Origin of the sequence: Streptococcus canis, assembly GCF_900636575.1 — a bacterium.
GTDB lineage: Bacteria > Bacillota > Bacilli > Lactobacillales > Streptococcaceae > Streptococcus > Streptococcus canis.
Genome location: NZ_LR134293.1, coordinates 15,734 through 33,440 on the forward strand (window position 1 = coordinate 15,734; position 17,707 = coordinate 33,440).

The following is a 17,707-nucleotide window of genomic DNA, read 5'->3' on the forward strand; positions in this document are numbered from 1 at the left end:
CACGACCTAATGCTTTTTACTATTTCATTTAGCTGGGCTACAGGGTCTTGTTAATTCTTAGACCGTTTGAAGCCTAGTGGAACAATCAGTAGTAAGCTGACAAAGCCTAAACTAATCAGTAATAATTGAGGAGATTCATCACCTGTTTGTGGTAAGTTTTCTAGCTGCTTGCCCCTATTTGCGGCAGCCCGATCCAGTGATGTTTTAGGCTCCTTGATCAAGGCGAAGACCCTTTGGGCACGCTTCTGAGCAACCTCGCTTTCTCGTAAGTCTTTTTGTCCCAGTAACATGGAATGAGGTGGGGCTTCTTGTGACTCTTCTGGTAAGCCTTGTTCTTCTGTATGATGAGCATTTTCTTGGGATGAGAGATTACCTTTCCCATCCAAAGCTTGTTCTGCTGCCTTAATTTGTTCCAGAAGGGCATCCACTTCTGCCTGAGTAGCTCCTTGAGTTTCCAAGAGGTTTTGAGCAGCTGCTAACAAGTTGTTGTATGCTTCTTTGCTAGACTGGCTTGCCATTTGGTACTTGGCTGCAGTTTGCTTGAGAACTGCTGCTTTGGTGACCATTTGACGGAGGGCAGTATAGTCTGTCTGATGCCCTAACACATGCTCTTTGGCAGTGACCAGAGCTGCTAGAGCCTGTTCTACTTCTTCCTGACTAACCTTTGCTTTTTGGAGTAATGCTTTAGCTGCTGCCAATTGGTTTTGATAGGTTTCCTTGTTCAATGGACTAGCGTTTCTGAAGGATTGACTAGCTGTCACACTAACTTCTTCAAGGATTTCATTGGTCAAGGCTGTCAAATCGGTTGCTTTGCCATTAAGAGCTTGCCAGGCTTCGATTAGACTCGTAACGGCTTGGTCAATGACTGCTTGTTGAGCCTTACTTTTGAGCAAGGTTTGAGCCTTCTCCAAACTATTGAGGTAAGCCATTTTCAAATCAACACTAGCATTGTAAAAGACAGGGTCTAAAATAAGATCGCTTTGGTCTGCTAGAGTTGCTAACAAGCCTGTTTTGTTGATGAGCGTTAACTTGGTAACATTAACTTCGTTATCAAGAACTGAGACTAGTAACTCATCAAGATTTTCTAGCACCTCGTAACCTATTGGCAAGGTTAAGACTAATTTGTAATCACCCCTTGGCACAAATTTACCATAATCTGTACGGGAATATGTAGCTCTCGGTAAGTTAATGTCAGCCCCGCTTTGATTAATCAAATGCACAGATGAGCCTTTTGGCAATTCCTTGTCAATATCAACGAGATAGGAAGCTTTCGTCAAACTATCTACGGTAAAGATGGCTTCTTTAACACTGTCTTCTTCAGAAAGGACTACTGTTACACTCGGAGCACTGGTTAGTTTTGCGCGTTCTTCATCGTACAAGAATAAATCAATGGTGTAGGTTCCAAATGGTAATTTCAGGGTATTGAGGTCTTGACCGTGGTGTTCTTTGGTAATGACATTCCCCTTCTCATCTTTGACCGTGTAGGAGAATTCCAAGTTAATATTGCTATTGAGTTCAGGGCTAAAGATTTTCACGCTAACAAGCCCCTTGTCATTTCCAATGCTCATCAAGTCCGCTAAGGTTGCTGAAACACGGTTACCTGCATAATCTTCCACCACGTAATACACATGGCTAAAGTCAGTTACCTCTGCTGGTAAGAGAAAACTGCCATCAGCTTCTTGCGAAATAAAGACCTTATTATCTTGGATAAGAACACCGTCTTCACCTTCTTTGCGAAGGATATTATTGTAATGCCCTTCTTGATCTGCTTTCAGATAGAAAACTTGCTCTCTAAAGATACCAGATTCTCCGTGTTCCACAGCGGGACGAGCTTTAAAGCGACGCTTTTGCTCATCATAAGTAGCTGTTGTTAAAGTAGGAGATTGCCTGTCCAAAATAACATCAAAAACGGTTTCTTGCTTTTTAGCACCTGGAACATCTGAATAGTAGCTTAACACATATTTATAGCGACCATCTTCTAATGGTAGCCCCTCTGTTGTCGTTCCGTCCCATTCTGTGCCAAACAAGAGACTTGATTTGGGTTTATCAGGATTGCCACTATAATAATTTTTGTTTCCAAATTGTGCATCACTCGTCCATAAAGGTGTTTTGAACGCTTTATCATCTGCACGATAAACCTTAGCTCTCAAATTGTTGAAAGTCCGTAGAAAAACACCTTTTAAGGCTAGCGAGTCTTGGTTTTGGTCATTATTTGGGGAAATAGCCAGATGTGGCTTGCCATCTTTGTCTAATTCCAAAGTAAACTTACCATCTGGGGATTGATAGGTTCCTAAAACCTTTAATGTGATAGGACTTGTCTCACCTGTCGAATAAATCTTATCTGAGCTAGTAGTCATCAGGGCTGTATAAGCTTCTGATTCTGGAATCGCTTTAGTTGCATCGGGTGTAAAGTAAAAACCAGCTTCTTGATTAGCCACAATATCGTAGATTGGTTTTTCTAGCACAGCTAGATTCTGAAAGGCTCCTTTAAAACCTACATAGGGTAGGCTAACGATCTCGCCACCATCAACAGGGTCCGTAAACTGAACAAACCCTTCTAGGAAATAGCCATTTGGCATAAGCTGGTGTAGTCGTTGATGAAATGGAGTGACATCCATATCAATGGTAATGGTTTTGGTCTGACCTGCTTCTACACGGATTTTTTCGCCCTTGATAACAGCCAATTGTTCTGGGGCTAAGGTAACAAAACCATTTTTGATTTGGTCTGTATTGAGGTAGGTCTGATAGGTCAATTCTTTAGCAACTGAACCGATATTATGAAGGGTAACATCAAATTGGATACGATCTTCCACATTTCCTAAAGTCACACTGCCATAGTTTTCCTCTCCACCTGTAAGGTAGAGGTTCGTTTGAATAGCTGCCGCAACATCAATAATACCTGCTCCCTGTTGACGGGGTGAAGTATAAGCTTTGGTTTCGGAGTTAAGGTGAGCCCTTGCTGTGCTCATGAGCAAATACTTGATAGTCGTTTCCATCTCATCTTTTGGCATGCTTGGATAGTTTTTGAGCAAATATTGTTTGACTAGAGCCGCTGCACCAGCCACATGAGGAGAGGCCATACTGGTGCCACTCATCATATCGTATTGATTATCATTGATAGAGGCATAGATAGAACCTCCTGGTGCCGCCAAGTCAGGTTTCAACTCCCCATCAGTGGTCAATCCCCAACTTGAAAAGTCAGAGAGCAACCCTGCTTTGGGGTTGGCCTGTTTTTGTTTCAAGCCATTAAAGACTAACTTATAGTGTTTATCTTTAAGCGCGTCACCAAATTCTTTTTGAATAAAAATCGCAGGGATAGCACGGGCGGTTTCAGCAAGTGTCATGTTTATGTTGGCTTCGCCAGCCTTGTTATTAAACACAATAGCACCAGCAGCACCATGCTTAATGGCATTGGCAACCTTTTCTGAGAAGGTGATCTCCCCACGTTCAATCAGAGCAAGCTTACCTGTTAATACCTTGTTTTCATAATCTTTGTCTTCTCCTTTATTAACATAGACATAGTCATATTCCTTGTTTAATTCAAAAGACTTGTCACTCACTTGCGGGTCAGCATAGGCAGCTAAATCCTTATTAAGACTAGCATCTCCTTCTAACCCTTTGATGGTAAAAATACGATTAACCAGACTAGTATTATTGTAAGACGCTACTGAAATGGCTTCTCTTGCCGTTGATGGGCTACCCACTAATCCATAATCAGGATAGAGGGCTGATGGATTGGAAGCACCACTGCCAAAAGTACCGTCATTTCCAGCAGCAATCACCACAGCAACACCTGCCTGTCTCGCCTGTTCAATAGCTGCTGTCAAACGGTCATCGGCATTGACTAGAGAACCATTCGCACTTCCTAAGCTAAGGTTAATGCTATCTGCACCTAACTTGACGGCATCTTCGATGGCTTTGACATAAAGGGCTGGACCAGTTCCTTTTTTCAAATCAGAAAAGACCCGCATAAACATTACTTGTGCTTCTGGAGCAACCCCATAAATTAACTCTCCTGTATCTTGCTGACTAGGATTCCCGGTCGCAATTCCTGTCACATGCATGCCATGAGAGGCACTTTCAGCTTCTTTTAATTCTGTATTAACATCCACATAATTGTAACCAAAAATCACCTTGTTGTTGTACCATTTACCATAAGTGATACCTGCTTTTTGCTTGACTACATTCAGTTGCTCTTCTGACTGATACTTCGCTTGACTTAGATCTGACAATTGTAAAACATCGTGCTGACTATCAAGACCCGAATCAATTACAGCAACGACTGTTCCTTGACCTTTATAACCACTATCCCACACCTTAGGGAGAGCAATAATCTTGTTACTGTCGATATTTTGGGGAGTGGCTTCGTTTTCACCAATAGCTAGGCGGTCAACTTCGTCTGCCAACGGCTCACTTGAAAGAGGAGTTTCCATAACATCACTAGGCGTCGACATTGGGGTTAGCTTAACATCTGTTTCAGAACGAGAAGACAAGGCATGGGTCATTGGGACAACTGGTGCTGACTCTTGGGCTCCTTCTGCTATGTGAGAAGTAGTAGCTGGTGAGGAAGCTACCTGAACAATACTTGAATCTGAGTGATCACTTGTGATGGCATCTGCAGAAACGCTAGATACTCCGCCCATAAAAAGCAGAGTTCCCAACAAAACAGACACTGCGCCTATTTTGTATTTACGGATAGAAAAACGTTGTTTTGTGTTCATAAACTACTCCTTTATTTGTAATAAACTTATTAAATCATAAAAAATAAAAAAATTCTACAATTTTCTGAAAATTCATTCTTAAAAATCATTATTTTCTTAAAAAAGATTTCATTATTAGCGTTAATTACTAGCGAATTTTGGGGAATTTTAAGCACTAAAATAGCAGCAACATCACAAGATGGGACTTTAAAAAGAAAGTTTCATTTTCTTTAAGACTCTGAGCATTTCTCTTCTCAGGACTCAAATGACACAAAAAAGATACCTACGAACTGATCAATAGCAGTCTTTGGTATCTTTCATTTTTTCTAAGATTAATATCATCTAAAATGCTTTTCTAAGAGGACCTCCCCTATACTATTAACTAGTTTAGGACAAGTAGGCTAGGTCTTGGGAATCTTTCAGTTTAACAGAGACAATTTTAGATACCCCAGATTCTTGCATTGTAATCCCGTAAATGCTATCTGCCGCTGCCATTGTTCCCTTACGATGTGTCACGACAATAAATTGACTAGCTTTATCAAATCGGTTAAGGTAATCACCAAAGCGTTTGACATTCGCTTCATCTAGGGCAGCTTCAACTTCATCTAGAATGACAAAAGGAATGGTTTTGACACGGATAATGGCAAATAATAACGCCAGTGCTGACAAAGCTTTCTCCCCACCTGACATCAAGTTCAGGGATTGAATTTTTTTACCTGGAGGTTGCACAGAAATCTCAACTCCAGCAAAGAGTAGATCTGTTTCTGTCAGCATTAAATCTGCAGAACCCCCACCAAACATTTGAGTAAAGGTTTCCTTAAAACTCTCACGAATGGCTTCAAAGGTTACTTTGAAACGAGCCTTCACTTCACTATCCATGCTACTGATTGTTTCTAGCAAGAGGTTTTTAGCCTTCATAAGATCAGCCTTTTGACTGTTTAGGAAGGTTAGACGTTCGTAAACTTCTTCATATTGAGCAATGGCATCACTGTTGATTGGTCCCAGAGCTCGAGTGGCCTTTTGCAGACTTTGGAGCTCCTCTCTTGCACTTGCTAATTGGTCAATCGTATTAGCAGCTAACCTAGCTTCTTCTAAAGTCATTTGGAAATCTTCTGACAGACTTCTCGCATAGGTCCGAAGACGGTTAGTAACCTGTTCCAAATGAGCTTCTAGCTGAGTTTGACGACGAATAAAGGCTTCATTTTTCTCACTTTCTTTGGTCATCTGCTCTGCTAATTCTTCAAGCCGTGCCTCATAATCCTCCATCTCAAACCTTAGTTGTACTAACCGTTCTTGAGACTTAGACTGACGCGCCAAAGCTTCCTCTAATTGCTCTTGCCAGTGTGGCAATTGTTGAATATTATCTTGGCTCACATGGCTAGTCAAAAAACCTTCAAGGTTGGTAATGTCTTGCTGGCATTGCTGTAATTGAGCGCTTAGACGATTTTGATTGGCCTGTTCAAATTTCTTCTCATTGAGCAAGTCCCTTTCCTCCAAACGGGTTTGGGACAAGGCTTGATTAAGGTGATCTGTTTTTTGCTTGATCAAGTCCTTATTTTCCTTAATATCGTTGATGTCATGAGTCAAATCAGCCTTTTTCTGGGCAATGACTACCAAAGTTTCTTCAATACGAATTTGATCAGCTAATAGCGATTGGTCAGAACCATTTGCCTGATTTTGACCAAGAGCAACCAACAAGGCTTGGGAATCTTCTTGTTTTTCCTGCAGCTGCTGGTAGGCCATTTGTGCCTTTTGCTCTGCCAAGCGAGCCTGCTCACCAGCCTGTTTCAATTGAGCTTGCTCTTCTTTTTTGAGTCTCAGGTTACTTTGCAAGGCAGCTACGTCTTGTTCAGCTGCCTTTAACTGCTCAGCTAATTGACCTAAATCCCTATCAACCTGCTCTAATTCTGGCTTGATAAAGGTTGTGTTAGTCTGACGATTAGCACCACCAGAAAAAGAGCCCCCAGGACGTAATTCGGTGCCGTCCAAGGTAACGATTCTCACTTTATAACCAAGTAGACGTGCAGCATGATTGGCTTGGTCAATGGTTTCAAAAATAGCAGTGCTACCTAAAAGGTTCTGAACAATGGCCGCAAGACTCTTCTCATAACGTACCAAAGATTCAGCAGTGCCTAAATAGCCGTCACAAGTGGCTAGTTGGTGTTGGTGATTTTCCGATAAGGAACGTGCCTTAATAGTGGTCAACGGCAAGAAAGTTGCCCGTCCTTGACGGTTTTTTCTCAAATAAGCAATAGCTCTTTTAGCAGCAGCTTCATCTGCCACAATAATATGCTGACTACCAGCTCCAAGAGCAATGTCAAGAGCTGTTTGATAATTAGCATCAAAAGAAAGATGCTCACTCACTGCACCTAAGATACCACCCAATTGCTTGGCAGCCTGAAGTACCGCACGCACACCTGCATAAAACTGACTATGGCTTTTTTGAATGGCTTCTAGACTGGCCTTACGAGCCTCCTTCGCTTTTTTCTGATCTAATAACTCAAACATTCGGCCCTGCTCTGCCTGATAGTCGCTTTCCAATTGACTGATAGCTTTCTCACTGGCTTGGTAGCTTTGAAGCAAGTCACTAACTTGCTTACTTTGTGACTTATAATGCTCCTGAGCTTCTTGACAAGCTTGGCTCAAACTCTCCGTTTTAGCGATGAGGGTTTGATACTCTTGCGCTTGTTTCTGACGTATCTGATTTTCTTTATCTAGTTGCGCTTTCAAGGCAGTTAGCTGGTTAGAAAGTTCAGCTTCCTCTTGCATCAAGCCTACAAATGCTTCACGTAAGGTTTCAATCAATTGGTCTGGATCACTGGAAAAACGGTCCAATTCTTGACTTAAGCCGTCTAATCTTTCCTTCAAGTTGCTCAATTCTTGGTCAAGGTCCAACAAATGCTCCGCACGCTGACTTTCTTCTGCCTTCAAACTGGTCAACTGATGCTGCAACTGCTCAAGACGCTGCTTAGCTTCAGCTTTTTTCTCTGCTTTTTGACTACTTTCTAATTTGACCAACTCAATTTGTTTTTCCAGATCTGAGATTAATTTGGTCAACTCTAGGAGATCTGCTTGGGTCTGATCTGATTCCTGACCAAGAGCTTGGCGCTTTTGCTTGAACTTCTGATAGTCTGCTTCCATAGTCTGACGTTTTGCATAATAAGAAGCCAAGTCTTGTTTCAGCATGTCTAGTGACTGAGTATCTTCAGCCTGCTTAGCTTGGTCAAGACCAATATCCGTTACAATAATATCAAGTTGTAACTGCTTGCGATTAGCATCCAGTGCTAAAAATTCTTTGGCTACCTTAGCTTGTTTTTCAAGCGGAATCAACTGATTATCCAATTCATAGATAATATCATCAAGACGATCTAAATTATCCTGTGTTTGATTCAGTTTAGTTTGAGTTTCTTTTTTACGGATTTTGTATTTTAAAACGCCAGCAGCTTCCTCGAAAATAGCCCGCCGTTCCTCGGGCTTACTGTTAAAGATTTCCTCAACACGACCTTGAGAAATAATAGAAAAGGAATCACGGCCAAGCCCTGTATCCATAAATAAATCATGAATATCACGAAGCCTTACCTTGCGACCATCAATTAAGTAATCGCTATCTCCATTTCGATAAATATGCCTTTCAATACGGATGTCTTCTTTGGCATTTTTAATGAAGTGATCTGAATTGTCCAGAGTCACTGCTACCTGCGCATAGTTTAAAGGGCTACGATTTTCTGTTCCAGCAAAAATAACATCAGGCATTTTGCCTCCACGGAGGCTTTTGGCACTCGATTCACCAAGGGCCCAACGCAAACTTTCTGTAATATTACTTTTTCCTGATCCATTTGGACCAACAACCGCTGTTACGCCTTTATCAAACTCAATTCTAGTCTTGTCTGCAAAGGACTTGAAGCCCTGCATTTCAATTTCTTTTAAAAACATTTAGACCTCACTTAATTGGGTTAGGGCATTTTTAGCAGCATCTTGCTCTGCTATTTTTTTGGACTTGCCGAGCCCCTTACTAAGAATAGCTTCATTGACAACTACCGCTACCTCAAATTGTTTGGCGTGAGCAGGGCCTTTTTCACTAACCACTTGGTAATCAATGACCACATCCCCTTTTGCTTGCAAGAGTTCTTGCAGACAGGTTTTGTAATCTTTAACTTTTTCAAAGTTCCCTTTCTCAACTTGAGGAATCATGACCTGTTTCAAGAAACGACGAACTTCATCAACCCCTTTATCCAAGAGAAGAGCACCTAAAAAGGCTTCAAACAAGTCTCCTAAAATAGTATCACGGTTACGACCACCCGATTTTTCTTCGCCCTTGCCGAGCTTGATATAGGTATCAAAGGAACAAAAACGTGAAAAACCAGCCAAACTTTCTTCACGAACAATCATGGAACGTAGCTTGGACATGTCACCTTCTGTTTTTTTAGGATACTTAGCAAATAAATATTCTGAGATGATTAATTGCAGAACAGCGTCTCCTAAAAATTCCAAACGTTCATTATGTGAAATGTTTAGGAGGCGGTGCTCATTGGCATAAGATGTGTGGGTAAAGGCCGTTTCTAATAAGGTGTGGTCTTCAAAATAGATATTAAAAGACGCTGCCAGTAACTCTTCAAGTTTTTTCATAAAAAAACCCCTTTCATTTTTGTCAATAGACCTTATTAGTATATCAAAAATCCACCTAGAAAACTGGTTCTAAGTGGACTTTTTGTGATTTACTAAACATTTTAAATATCCGTCAAGGGACAGGCCGTATCTGGGGAAGTGTCATGAACCGTAAAATCTGTTCCAACTCCCAAGTCTGCCATGGCTAATTGGTTAACCATGGTCATGTGAGCCAGCTCTTTGATGTTATTTTCTTTACTCAAATGGCCCAAATAGATTTTTTTCGTCTTATGCCCCAAGCTTCTAATCATGGCCCCAGCACCATCTTCATTTGACAAATGGCCCAGATCTGACAAAATGCGTTGTTTTAAACTCCAAGGGTAAGAACCCGACCGCAAAATTTCAATGTCATGATTGGACTCAATCAAGTAACCATCTGCATTTTCAATAATACCTGTCATTCGATCGCTAACATAACCTGTATCAGTCAGCATTACAAACGATTTGTTGTCTTTCATGATACGGTAAAACTGGGGATCAACAGCATCATGGCTAACCCCAAAACTTTCAATGTCAACATCTCCAAAGGTCAACATCTTATCTCTTTGGAAAATATGTTTTTGTGAGGCATCAAGCTTTCCTAGCATATTGCGCTCATCCATCAACTGCCACGTTTTTTCATTGGCATAGACGTCCAAATGGTATTTACGAGCCATGACCCCCACTCCCTTAATATGGTCAGAGTGCTCATGGGTAATCAAAATAGCATCTAAATCTTCAGGCTTGCGGTCAATTTCAGCAAGGAGACTGGTGATTTTCTTACCAGTCAACCCCGCGTCAATTAATAAGCGCTTTTTAGGTGTTTCTAAATAAAAACAATTGCCTGTGGAGCCAGATGCCAAAATACTATATTTAAAACCGCTTTCAATCATTAATTAATCTATATCTTCCTCCCATTCTTCATAAATGGCAGCATCTTTTTCATAAGGCAAGACAATGGTAAAGGTTGATCCCTTGCCATAATCACTTTTAGCCCAGATGAAGCCGTGATGCTGCTTGATAATTTCTTTAGCAATGGCAAGGCCTAGTCCAGTACCGCCCTGGGCACGACTTCTTGCCTTGTCCACACGGTAAAATCGGTCAAAAATAAGGGGCAAATCCTTTTTAGGAATGCCGAGACCCTGATCAGAAATGGAAATAATCAACTGCGTGTCTGTTGTTTTCATGCGAACAGTGATTTTCCCACCATCAGGAGAATATTTAATGGCATTATTAAGAATATTTTCAATAACCTGTGTCATCTTGTCATTGTCAATTTCTAACCAAACAGAAGTAATGGGGTAATCCCTCACAATTTCATAGACCTTGCCTGTACCCGTATGTTGGTTTTTAACTAGGTCAAATCGGTTCAGAATAGAGGTCATAAAGGCTGTGAAATTGGTCATTTCGACTGACAACTGGGTCACTTGGTTATCAATGCGAGACAGGTTCAAAAGATCGGAAATCATTCGCATCATTCGATTGGTCTCATCAAGAGAAACCTTGATAAAGCTTGGCGCAATATCTTCTGTGAGGGCACCTTCGTCAAGAGCCTCCAAGTAGGATTTCACCGATGTCAAAGGTGTTCTCAACTCATGACTCACATTAGAAACAAACAACCGGCGTTCACGTTCTTCCTTTTCCTGTTCTGTAGTGTCATGGAGCACCACAACCAAACCAGAAATAAAACCACTTTCTCGTCTGTTTAAAGCGAAGCGTAAACGTAATGTCACAAACTCACCCATGTCATTGCGACTATTGACCGTCACAACAGGCGTTTTGGAAACCAATTCACGATAGGTATAGGGGGTATCTCCCTCCAACAAATCGGTAATGTTCTTTTCAAGAGCCTGCTCCTTGGTCAGATTAAGCTGCTTGCGGGCAGTCTCGTTAATCATGATGATTTTCCCAGAACGGTCTGTGGCAAGTACGCCATCTGACATATAGGCCAGAATGCTGGCCAAGCGATTTTTTTCCTGGGCAAGATTCTCATGGGTTAAGCGAAAAACATCTGAAAGATCGTTTAATTGATCTGCCAATTCCATCAATTCAATGTCAGCCTTTTCGTTAATCATATCGGTATAACGACCATTGATCAGATCCCTGATCTTGTGGCTCATCATTCGAATAATACGAGCATTGCGGTAATCCCGCACTGCTAAATGAATAAAGTAAAAGGCAACAAAAACAAGCAATAAGAGAATCGCTAATTCAAAAGCGGATAAATTCCCGATGATATCTCTAGTCATAAGATTTCATGTAATACCCAACACCACGTCTCGTCAAAATATATTCGGGACGGCTTGGTGTGTCTTCAATTTTTTCACGTAAGCGGCGAACAGTCACATCAACAGTACGGACATCGCCAAAGTAATCATAGCCCCAAACCGTTTCAAGTAGATGCTCACGTGTCATTACTTGCCCCATGTGATTGGCTAGATGATGTAATAATTCAAATTCACGATGGGTTAATTCCACCTCTTGACCATGTTTTTTGGCCACAAAAGCATCGGGTAAAATTTGCAAATTACCAATGGTCAATTCTTGCGAACCAGAAGAAGCATTTTCCTCTGCTACGGCTGTTTCAATGGTCTCTGTTCGACGTAAATGAGCTTTGACACGCGCCAACAATTCACGGTTGGAGAAGGGTTTCGTCACATAATCATCTGCTCCAATTTCAAGACCAATAACCTTGTCAAACTCACTGTCTTTAGCAGACAGCATGATAATAGGGATATGGCTAGTTTTACGAATTTCTTTGGCTACTTCAAGTCCATCAAGTTCGGGCAGCATCAAATCAAGAATAATGAGATCTGGCTTTTCTTCTTCAAAAACAGTAACCGCTTCGCGGCCATCAAAAGCGGTCACAATGTCATAACCTTCTTTTGTCAAGTTAAACTTAATAATGTCAGAAATCGGTTTTTCATCATCCACAATCAGTATTTTTTTCATGTTTATACCTCAGAAAGTTTTGTAATCGTCATTACAGTTTGTGTCTCAAAGCTTAGCAAAAAGGCACAGACCTATCTTTCTATATTTATTTCTATCTGATTATACCAAAAATCCTATTTAATTGACAATTACAGCCATGTTTACAGTAGCTACACTTGTTTTTAGCTGTTTATCAGATCAAAACCAGCCCTTGAATGGATGAATTTGACGTTTGAATTGTCTAGCTGCTTGTTTAACCATAGCAAAGCTACTCTTATGGTTTAAACTATAAAGCCCCTTAGCATTGAAGTAAGAGAGGTGAAAGTCATCTTGCTGATTTTTAAACCACCGACGAAAGACTCTTGTTGGTGATCGAAAGCCTCGTATCACTTCCCGTCTAAACTTCGGGTCGTGGCGTCTTGTTGGATCCACATCTAAGTCCCAGTGCCTAGGGCCTTTTGTTCCATAATTAAAGGATGCCCCATTGACAATCCCTTTTTCTGTTACCACTTCTCCATCGATTTCATTAAGGAAAAAGCCCTTACTGTCAAGAATAAATTCGGTATGAAACCAAAGCAAAACCTTAATATTATAAGAGAGCTCTTGGTCTGGAAAAATGACCTTGTCCTCTTCAATTTTCAATTTGTTATGTAGTCTGGCAGAATCCATTAAGCTATAATCTGACGACCCATGCCAGAGACTAGGCCCTTTTTTAGTTCTCAAAAAAAGAGCCAAGGCCTGACCATCTGTCATGTCACCTTCCTTATAATGGCAGCGAATATACTGGGCCTGCTGGCTGGAAATCACATAGCGAAATTGATGCAACCGCCTCTCCAAATCTCCTTCCTTTCCCAATGACTTGTCAGGAAAGGCCTGATTTACTAAGTGGGCCAGTTCTTTCCAAAAGAGATGGTCCGGTGCCAAATCAGGGGAAAAATGGGCCAAAAGCGCCTGTGTATCCTGTAATTGGCCACTCAGTTCCATAGGCATCTCTACTAAATCAAGTAAAAATGTCAGTAACTCTTTGCTGTTTTTTTCTTGCTTTTCAATAGGCCAAACCAGCCAAAAGCTAGAGGACCCTAGTCGACTATCAATGACTGCTTCTGTTGCTAAGACCTGAAAGGCTCGGTTTGACAGACCTGCTTGTTGATAACTTCTCAAAGCCTGATAGCGTGCTAAGATAGCTTGTGCCATGCTCTTATCTCCCCGTCAGTTTTGACCATATTATACCATATCTCCAACCAAGATGGCTGATAAGACTCTCAGAGAAATACTGCGGCAACCTCTCCAACTCCTAGGAATATTTATGATTTGTTAATAAAGCAAATAGGGCTTCTCGACTGATTTTACCACTATCTTTAAGTGGGAGTTGATCCACAAGAAAATAATACTTTGGCAACTATCAAGGGCTAAGCTGAAAAGCTAGAAAGTCTTTGACAGCAGGCAAATAATGGTCTTTAGTCAAAACCAACACCAAAAGAACAGCTTGATTCAAATTGTCCCCTACCTTCAGAGCGGTAGCTGCCTTAACTTCTGGATATTGAAAGACCAATTGCACCAAACTGGGCAGATGACATTTCACTCTCCGTTGATTAAGCCAGTCACCTTGTCGTCCCTCAAAATTAAGCCAGCAGGACTCATTTCCCCAAAATAGGTCATTTCTGATAGCCATCCGCTACATTTTTATCAGCCCTTGCCTCAAACTGGCTACTGCTGGTGGATTCTATCAACCACTGAGCTGGTTATTTTTTCAAAAATCGTACTTCAAGCGCCAGCCCTGACTCCACCAACCTCATCTTCCGAAGGCATTAAGAATCTGTTATGACCAGATTTTCATTTGGTTGCGCTGCTTTTTCTAAAATCACATTAACTACAAGACTGGTTTTGGGTAACTTTTGGTTGCACGCAATCATGACAGCTAGTAATCTTCTTATTGTCAACCTATTTTTCCATGTTGGATAACTTTATTATACTGAAAGCTTAGAGACAAAGAAAGGGAAAATCTATAAAAGAACGCTCCTTAGCCACCAAAAAAAGCTGAGCCTTCAGACTCAACTTTTGCTGTGATTACATCATGTTTAAAATCAGTTGATAAATCAAGGCACCTGCAACCCCACCAAGGATTGGTCCTAAAACTGGAATCCAAGCGTATGACCAATCAGAATCTCCCTTATTTGGGATTGGAAGTAAGGCATGCATGATGCGTGGTCCGAGGTCACGCGCTGGGTTGATGGCATAACCTGTCGTTGCTCCAAGTGAGAAACCAACTGCCATTACCACGACACCAACGATTAAAGGACCAAAACCAGCAGCCACCTTATTAGGGCCAATGGCCATTACTGTAATGACTAAAACAGCTGTTCCTAGGGCTTCTCCAAAAAGATTTGACCAAGTGTGACGAATAGCTGGTCCAGTTGAGAAACATGCTAAAATCGTACCAGCATCTTTGGTTTCCTTCCAATATGGGTAGTAATGCAGATAGAGAACTAGAGCTCCAAGCATGGCTCCAAGGAATTGAGCCACAAGATAGGTTAATACTTGTGACCATGGTAAGGAGCCGACAGCCACCATGGCAAGGGTCACTGCTGGGTTTAAATGGGCACCACTCATAAAGCCACTAATATAAACTGCTACGGTTACAGCAATTCCCCAGCCTAAAACAATAGCAATCCAGCCACTATTTTGAGCCTTCGTTTTATTTAAAACACAGGCCGAAACGACGCCGTCTCCTAGTAAAACTAAGATAAATGTTCCCAAAAGTTCACCAATAAAATTCATGATAAGCTCCTTGCTATTTATTGATAGCTAATTCTTCTAACTGACTTAAAATAGCCTCCTTGTCTGCACCAGCCTGAATAAGAGCTGCAGCTGTGTAGGCTCCTTCGACAATGGGAACCACATTTAAGGTAATGGACTTGTCAGAAAAATCCGAAACCATTTCGATATTCATACGGGCTGATCCAAGATCAAAGAAAGCCAATAAGTCATCCTTAGGGTTGGTATCCACGATAGCTTGAACTTGGTCAAAGCTTGTGCCAATACCACCATCTTCGGTACCTCCAACATAGGTAATGGCAACATCTGTTGCTACCTCTGAAATCAGATCAACAACCCCCTGAGCAATGTTTTTAGAATGCGATACAATAATAATTCCCAAATCTGACATTAAACCACCTCTGCTTCCAACATGGCTTCAAATAAAAGACCTGATGAAAAGGAACCTGGATCAATATGACCTACTGAACGTTCCCCAACATAAGAGGCCCGTCCTTTGGTAGCTTGAATATCTTTTGTGGCTAAAACAGCTCCTTCAACTACATCCTTGGTTAGCCCATCATTTTTCAAGGCCTCGATAACAGGTGTCCAAACATCTACCATGGTTTTCTCACCCACTTCTGCCTTACCACGTTTTTGGATCATGTCCAATCCAGCCTGCAAAGCGTCCGCTAAATTGCTATCCTCACTAGCTTTTGAAAGTCCCATAAAGGCAGAACCATACAAGGGTCCTGAAGCGCCACCAACTTTACCTAATAATTGCATAGCAACGACCTTAAACACCTCTTTTGCACTAGCAAATTCCTTACTGTCAAGATTTTCCATGACCGCAGTCATGCCGCGGACCATATTCCCACCGTGGTCTCCATCTCCGATAGGTGTATCCAATTGACTCAGGTAATCCTTGTTCACCTGAATTTTCTCATTAAACAAGGTCATCCATTTGATTGCGTCTTGTGCTTGCATGATTTCCTCCTTACCAAGCTGGTGTAATAACGTCTGATTGAAGGGCTTCTGTCCATTCGTCCTTGTCAAGTTTAATCAAGGTCAAGGATAAACCAGCCATGTCAATAGATGTCATGTAGTCACCAATTTTCTTGAAGCTAACCGTCACACCTTTTTCTGCTAATAGTTTAGCCACATCATTCGCAAAGACATATTGTTCCATTAATGGTGTAGCCCCTAAACCATTGACCAAGACGCCATAGTGCTGGCCAACACTCATGTCAAAGCTATCTGCCAATTTGTCTACCAATTCTTTAGCTAAGACTGCTGATGACTGCAGTTTTTCTTTCTTGTAGCCTGGTTCACCGTGAATCCCAACACCGTATTCAAATTCATCATCTTCAAGCACAAAGCCAGGTTTACCAACTTCAGGTACAGTCGCTCCAGACAGAGCTAGACCAATGGTTTTAATGTTGGGTACTAATTCATCAGCCAAAGCTTTAATATCTGCTAATGACTTGCCTTGACGCGCAGCATGTCCCAAAATTTTATGAACAAGAATGGTTCCCGCAACCCCACGACGACCTTGAGTGTAAAGGCTATTTTCAACCGCAATATCATCATCAACGACAACACTGGCAACATCAATGCCTTCCATTTCTGCTAATTCTTGTGCCATTTCAAAATTCATAATATCGCCTGAATAATTTTTGATAACCATAAAGACACCTGCACCTTCATCAGCTGCCTTGATGGCTTCCAAAATTTGGTCTGGAGTTGGAGAGGTAAAGACCGCCCCACAAATAGCTGCTGAAAGCATGCCTTCGCCAACAAAACCAGCATGGGACGGTTCGTGTCCAGAACCACCACCTGAGATAAGAGCTACTTTGCCTGTTTTTTCTGCCTTACGAACAATGACATCAAAGCCATCTAGGCGTTCCACCAAGTCATCATGCATATAGGCAAGTCCTTGTAGCATGTCATCCACAATCTGAGTGGCATCGTTCATAATTTTTTTCATAGGTCTTCCTCCGATTTTTTGTTTACGCTTTCATTATAAAATAGCCAAACAAAAAACGTAAGGGACAAATGATCAGATTTGTCCCTTTTCTTTCTAAAATACCTTTGATAAGGTATAATGGCAGAAGATATTTCATGTAAAGGATTACTTATGGCAACATCTCTCATTACCAAGAAAAAAATTGCCAAGGCTTTCAAAAAACAACTGGCGGTGAAAAGTTTCGATAAAATTTCAGTGGTTGATATTATGGATCAAGCCCAAATCAGGCGGCAAACCTTCTACAATCATTTTCTGGATAAGTACGAACTGTTAGACTGGATTTTTGAGACTGAACTTCAGGAACAGGTCACACACAATCTCAATTACATCAGTGGTTTTCAACTGTTAGAAGAGTTGCTCTTTTATTTTGAACGCAACAAAACGTTTTATGCTCAACTATTTGACATCAAGGGTCAAAACGACTTTTACAGCTACTTTGTCGACTACTGCCAGGTCTTAATGGCTAAAATCATTTCTGAATACCAAAGTCAGGAAATGAGCCAATCCGATGATTCTGACTACCTCGCCTTTTTAACCCATTACCATGCAAGAGCACTGGCAGATATGCTTAAAGGTTATGTTAGTCAGGACGAGCCCAAGCTTTATCTCCCTTATTTCAAACAGCTTATTTTAGCCAGCATTCGTTAGACAA

13 protein-coding genes are annotated in these 17,707 nt (G+C 41.3%); 1 reads left to right on the forward strand and 12 read right to left on the reverse strand.

Annotation, left to right across the window (positions count from 1 at the left end; genetic code table 11):
- Positions 1–50: 50 nt before the first annotated feature.
- From EL097_RS00070 to dhaK, 12 genes are all read right to left on the reverse strand, one after another.
- Positions 51–4,721, reverse strand: coding sequence for a S8 family serine peptidase (locus EL097_RS00070; protein ID WP_129544903.1), 4,671 nt, complete (start codon positions 4,719–4,721; stop codon positions 51–53).
- Between the two features lie 366 nt (positions 4,722–5,087).
- Positions 5,088–8,633, reverse strand: a complete 3,546-nt coding sequence (gene smc, locus EL097_RS00075; protein ID WP_129544904.1) for a chromosome segregation protein SMC — start codon at positions 8,631–8,633, stop codon at positions 5,088–5,090.
- A complete protein-coding gene (gene rnc / locus EL097_RS00080; protein ID WP_003047203.1) occupies positions 8,634–9,326 on the reverse strand; it encodes a ribonuclease III in 693 nt (230 codons plus the stop codon).
- Positions 9,327–9,427: 101 nt separating this feature from the next.
- Positions 9,428–10,237, reverse strand: a complete 810-nt coding sequence (locus tag EL097_RS00085) for an MBL fold metallo-hydrolase (RefSeq protein WP_003047202.1) — start codon at positions 10,235–10,237, stop codon at positions 9,428–9,430.
- A 3-nt stretch (positions 10,238–10,240) separates the two neighbouring features.
- The gene (gene vicK / locus EL097_RS00090; RefSeq protein WP_003047200.1) at positions 10,241–11,593 is read right to left on the reverse strand and encodes a cell wall metabolism sensor histidine kinase VicK; all 1,353 of its coding nucleotides are present in this window, start codon (positions 11,591–11,593) and stop codon (positions 10,241–10,243) included.
- The gene (yycF, locus tag EL097_RS00095) at positions 11,586–12,296 is read right to left on the reverse strand and encodes a response regulator YycF (protein ID WP_003047198.1); all 711 of its coding nucleotides are present in this window, start codon (positions 12,294–12,296) and stop codon (positions 11,586–11,588) included. The genes vicK and yycF overlap by 8 nt, the downstream gene beginning before the upstream one ends.
- Positions 12,297–12,473: 177 nt before the next feature.
- Positions 12,474–13,469, reverse strand: a complete 996-nt coding sequence (locus EL097_RS00100; protein ID WP_099982909.1) for a DUF3114 domain-containing protein — start codon at positions 13,467–13,469, stop codon at positions 12,474–12,476.
- A gap of 208 nt (positions 13,470–13,677) precedes the next feature.
- Positions 13,678–13,947 (reverse strand): hypothetical protein, encoded by a 270-nt coding sequence (locus EL097_RS10750; RefSeq protein WP_003047194.1) that lies wholly within the window; start codon positions 13,945–13,947, stop codon positions 13,678–13,680.
- Between the two features lie 395 nt (positions 13,948–14,342).
- Positions 14,343–15,053 (reverse strand): MIP/aquaporin family protein, encoded by a 711-nt coding sequence (locus EL097_RS00110; RefSeq protein ID WP_003047191.1) that lies wholly within the window; start codon positions 15,051–15,053, stop codon positions 14,343–14,345.
- Positions 15,054–15,066: 13 nt separating this feature from the next.
- Positions 15,067–15,441, reverse strand: a complete 375-nt coding sequence (gene dhaM / locus EL097_RS00115; RefSeq protein WP_003047188.1) for a dihydroxyacetone kinase phosphoryl donor subunit DhaM — start codon at positions 15,439–15,441, stop codon at positions 15,067–15,069.
- On the reverse strand, positions 15,441–16,016 hold the full coding sequence (gene dhaL, locus EL097_RS00120; protein ID WP_003047186.1) for a dihydroxyacetone kinase subunit DhaL: 576 nt from the start codon (positions 16,014–16,016) through the stop codon (positions 15,441–15,443). Before dhaL ends, dhaM begins: the two co-directional genes overlap by 1 nt.
- A 10-nt stretch (positions 16,017–16,026) precedes the next feature.
- Complete coding sequence (gene dhaK / locus EL097_RS00125) at positions 16,027–17,016, reverse strand: dihydroxyacetone kinase subunit DhaK (protein ID WP_003047183.1); 990 nt, start codon at positions 17,014–17,016, stop codon at positions 16,027–16,029.
- Between the two features lie 150 nt (positions 17,017–17,166).
- Here dhaK and dhaS point away from each other — a divergent pair, with 150 nt between their 5' ends.
- Entirely contained in the window at positions 17,167–17,703 is a 537-nt protein-coding gene (gene dhaS, locus EL097_RS00130; RefSeq protein ID WP_039994787.1) for a dihydroxyacetone kinase transcriptional activator DhaS, read from the forward strand.
- Positions 17,704–17,707 lie beyond the last annotated feature (4 nt).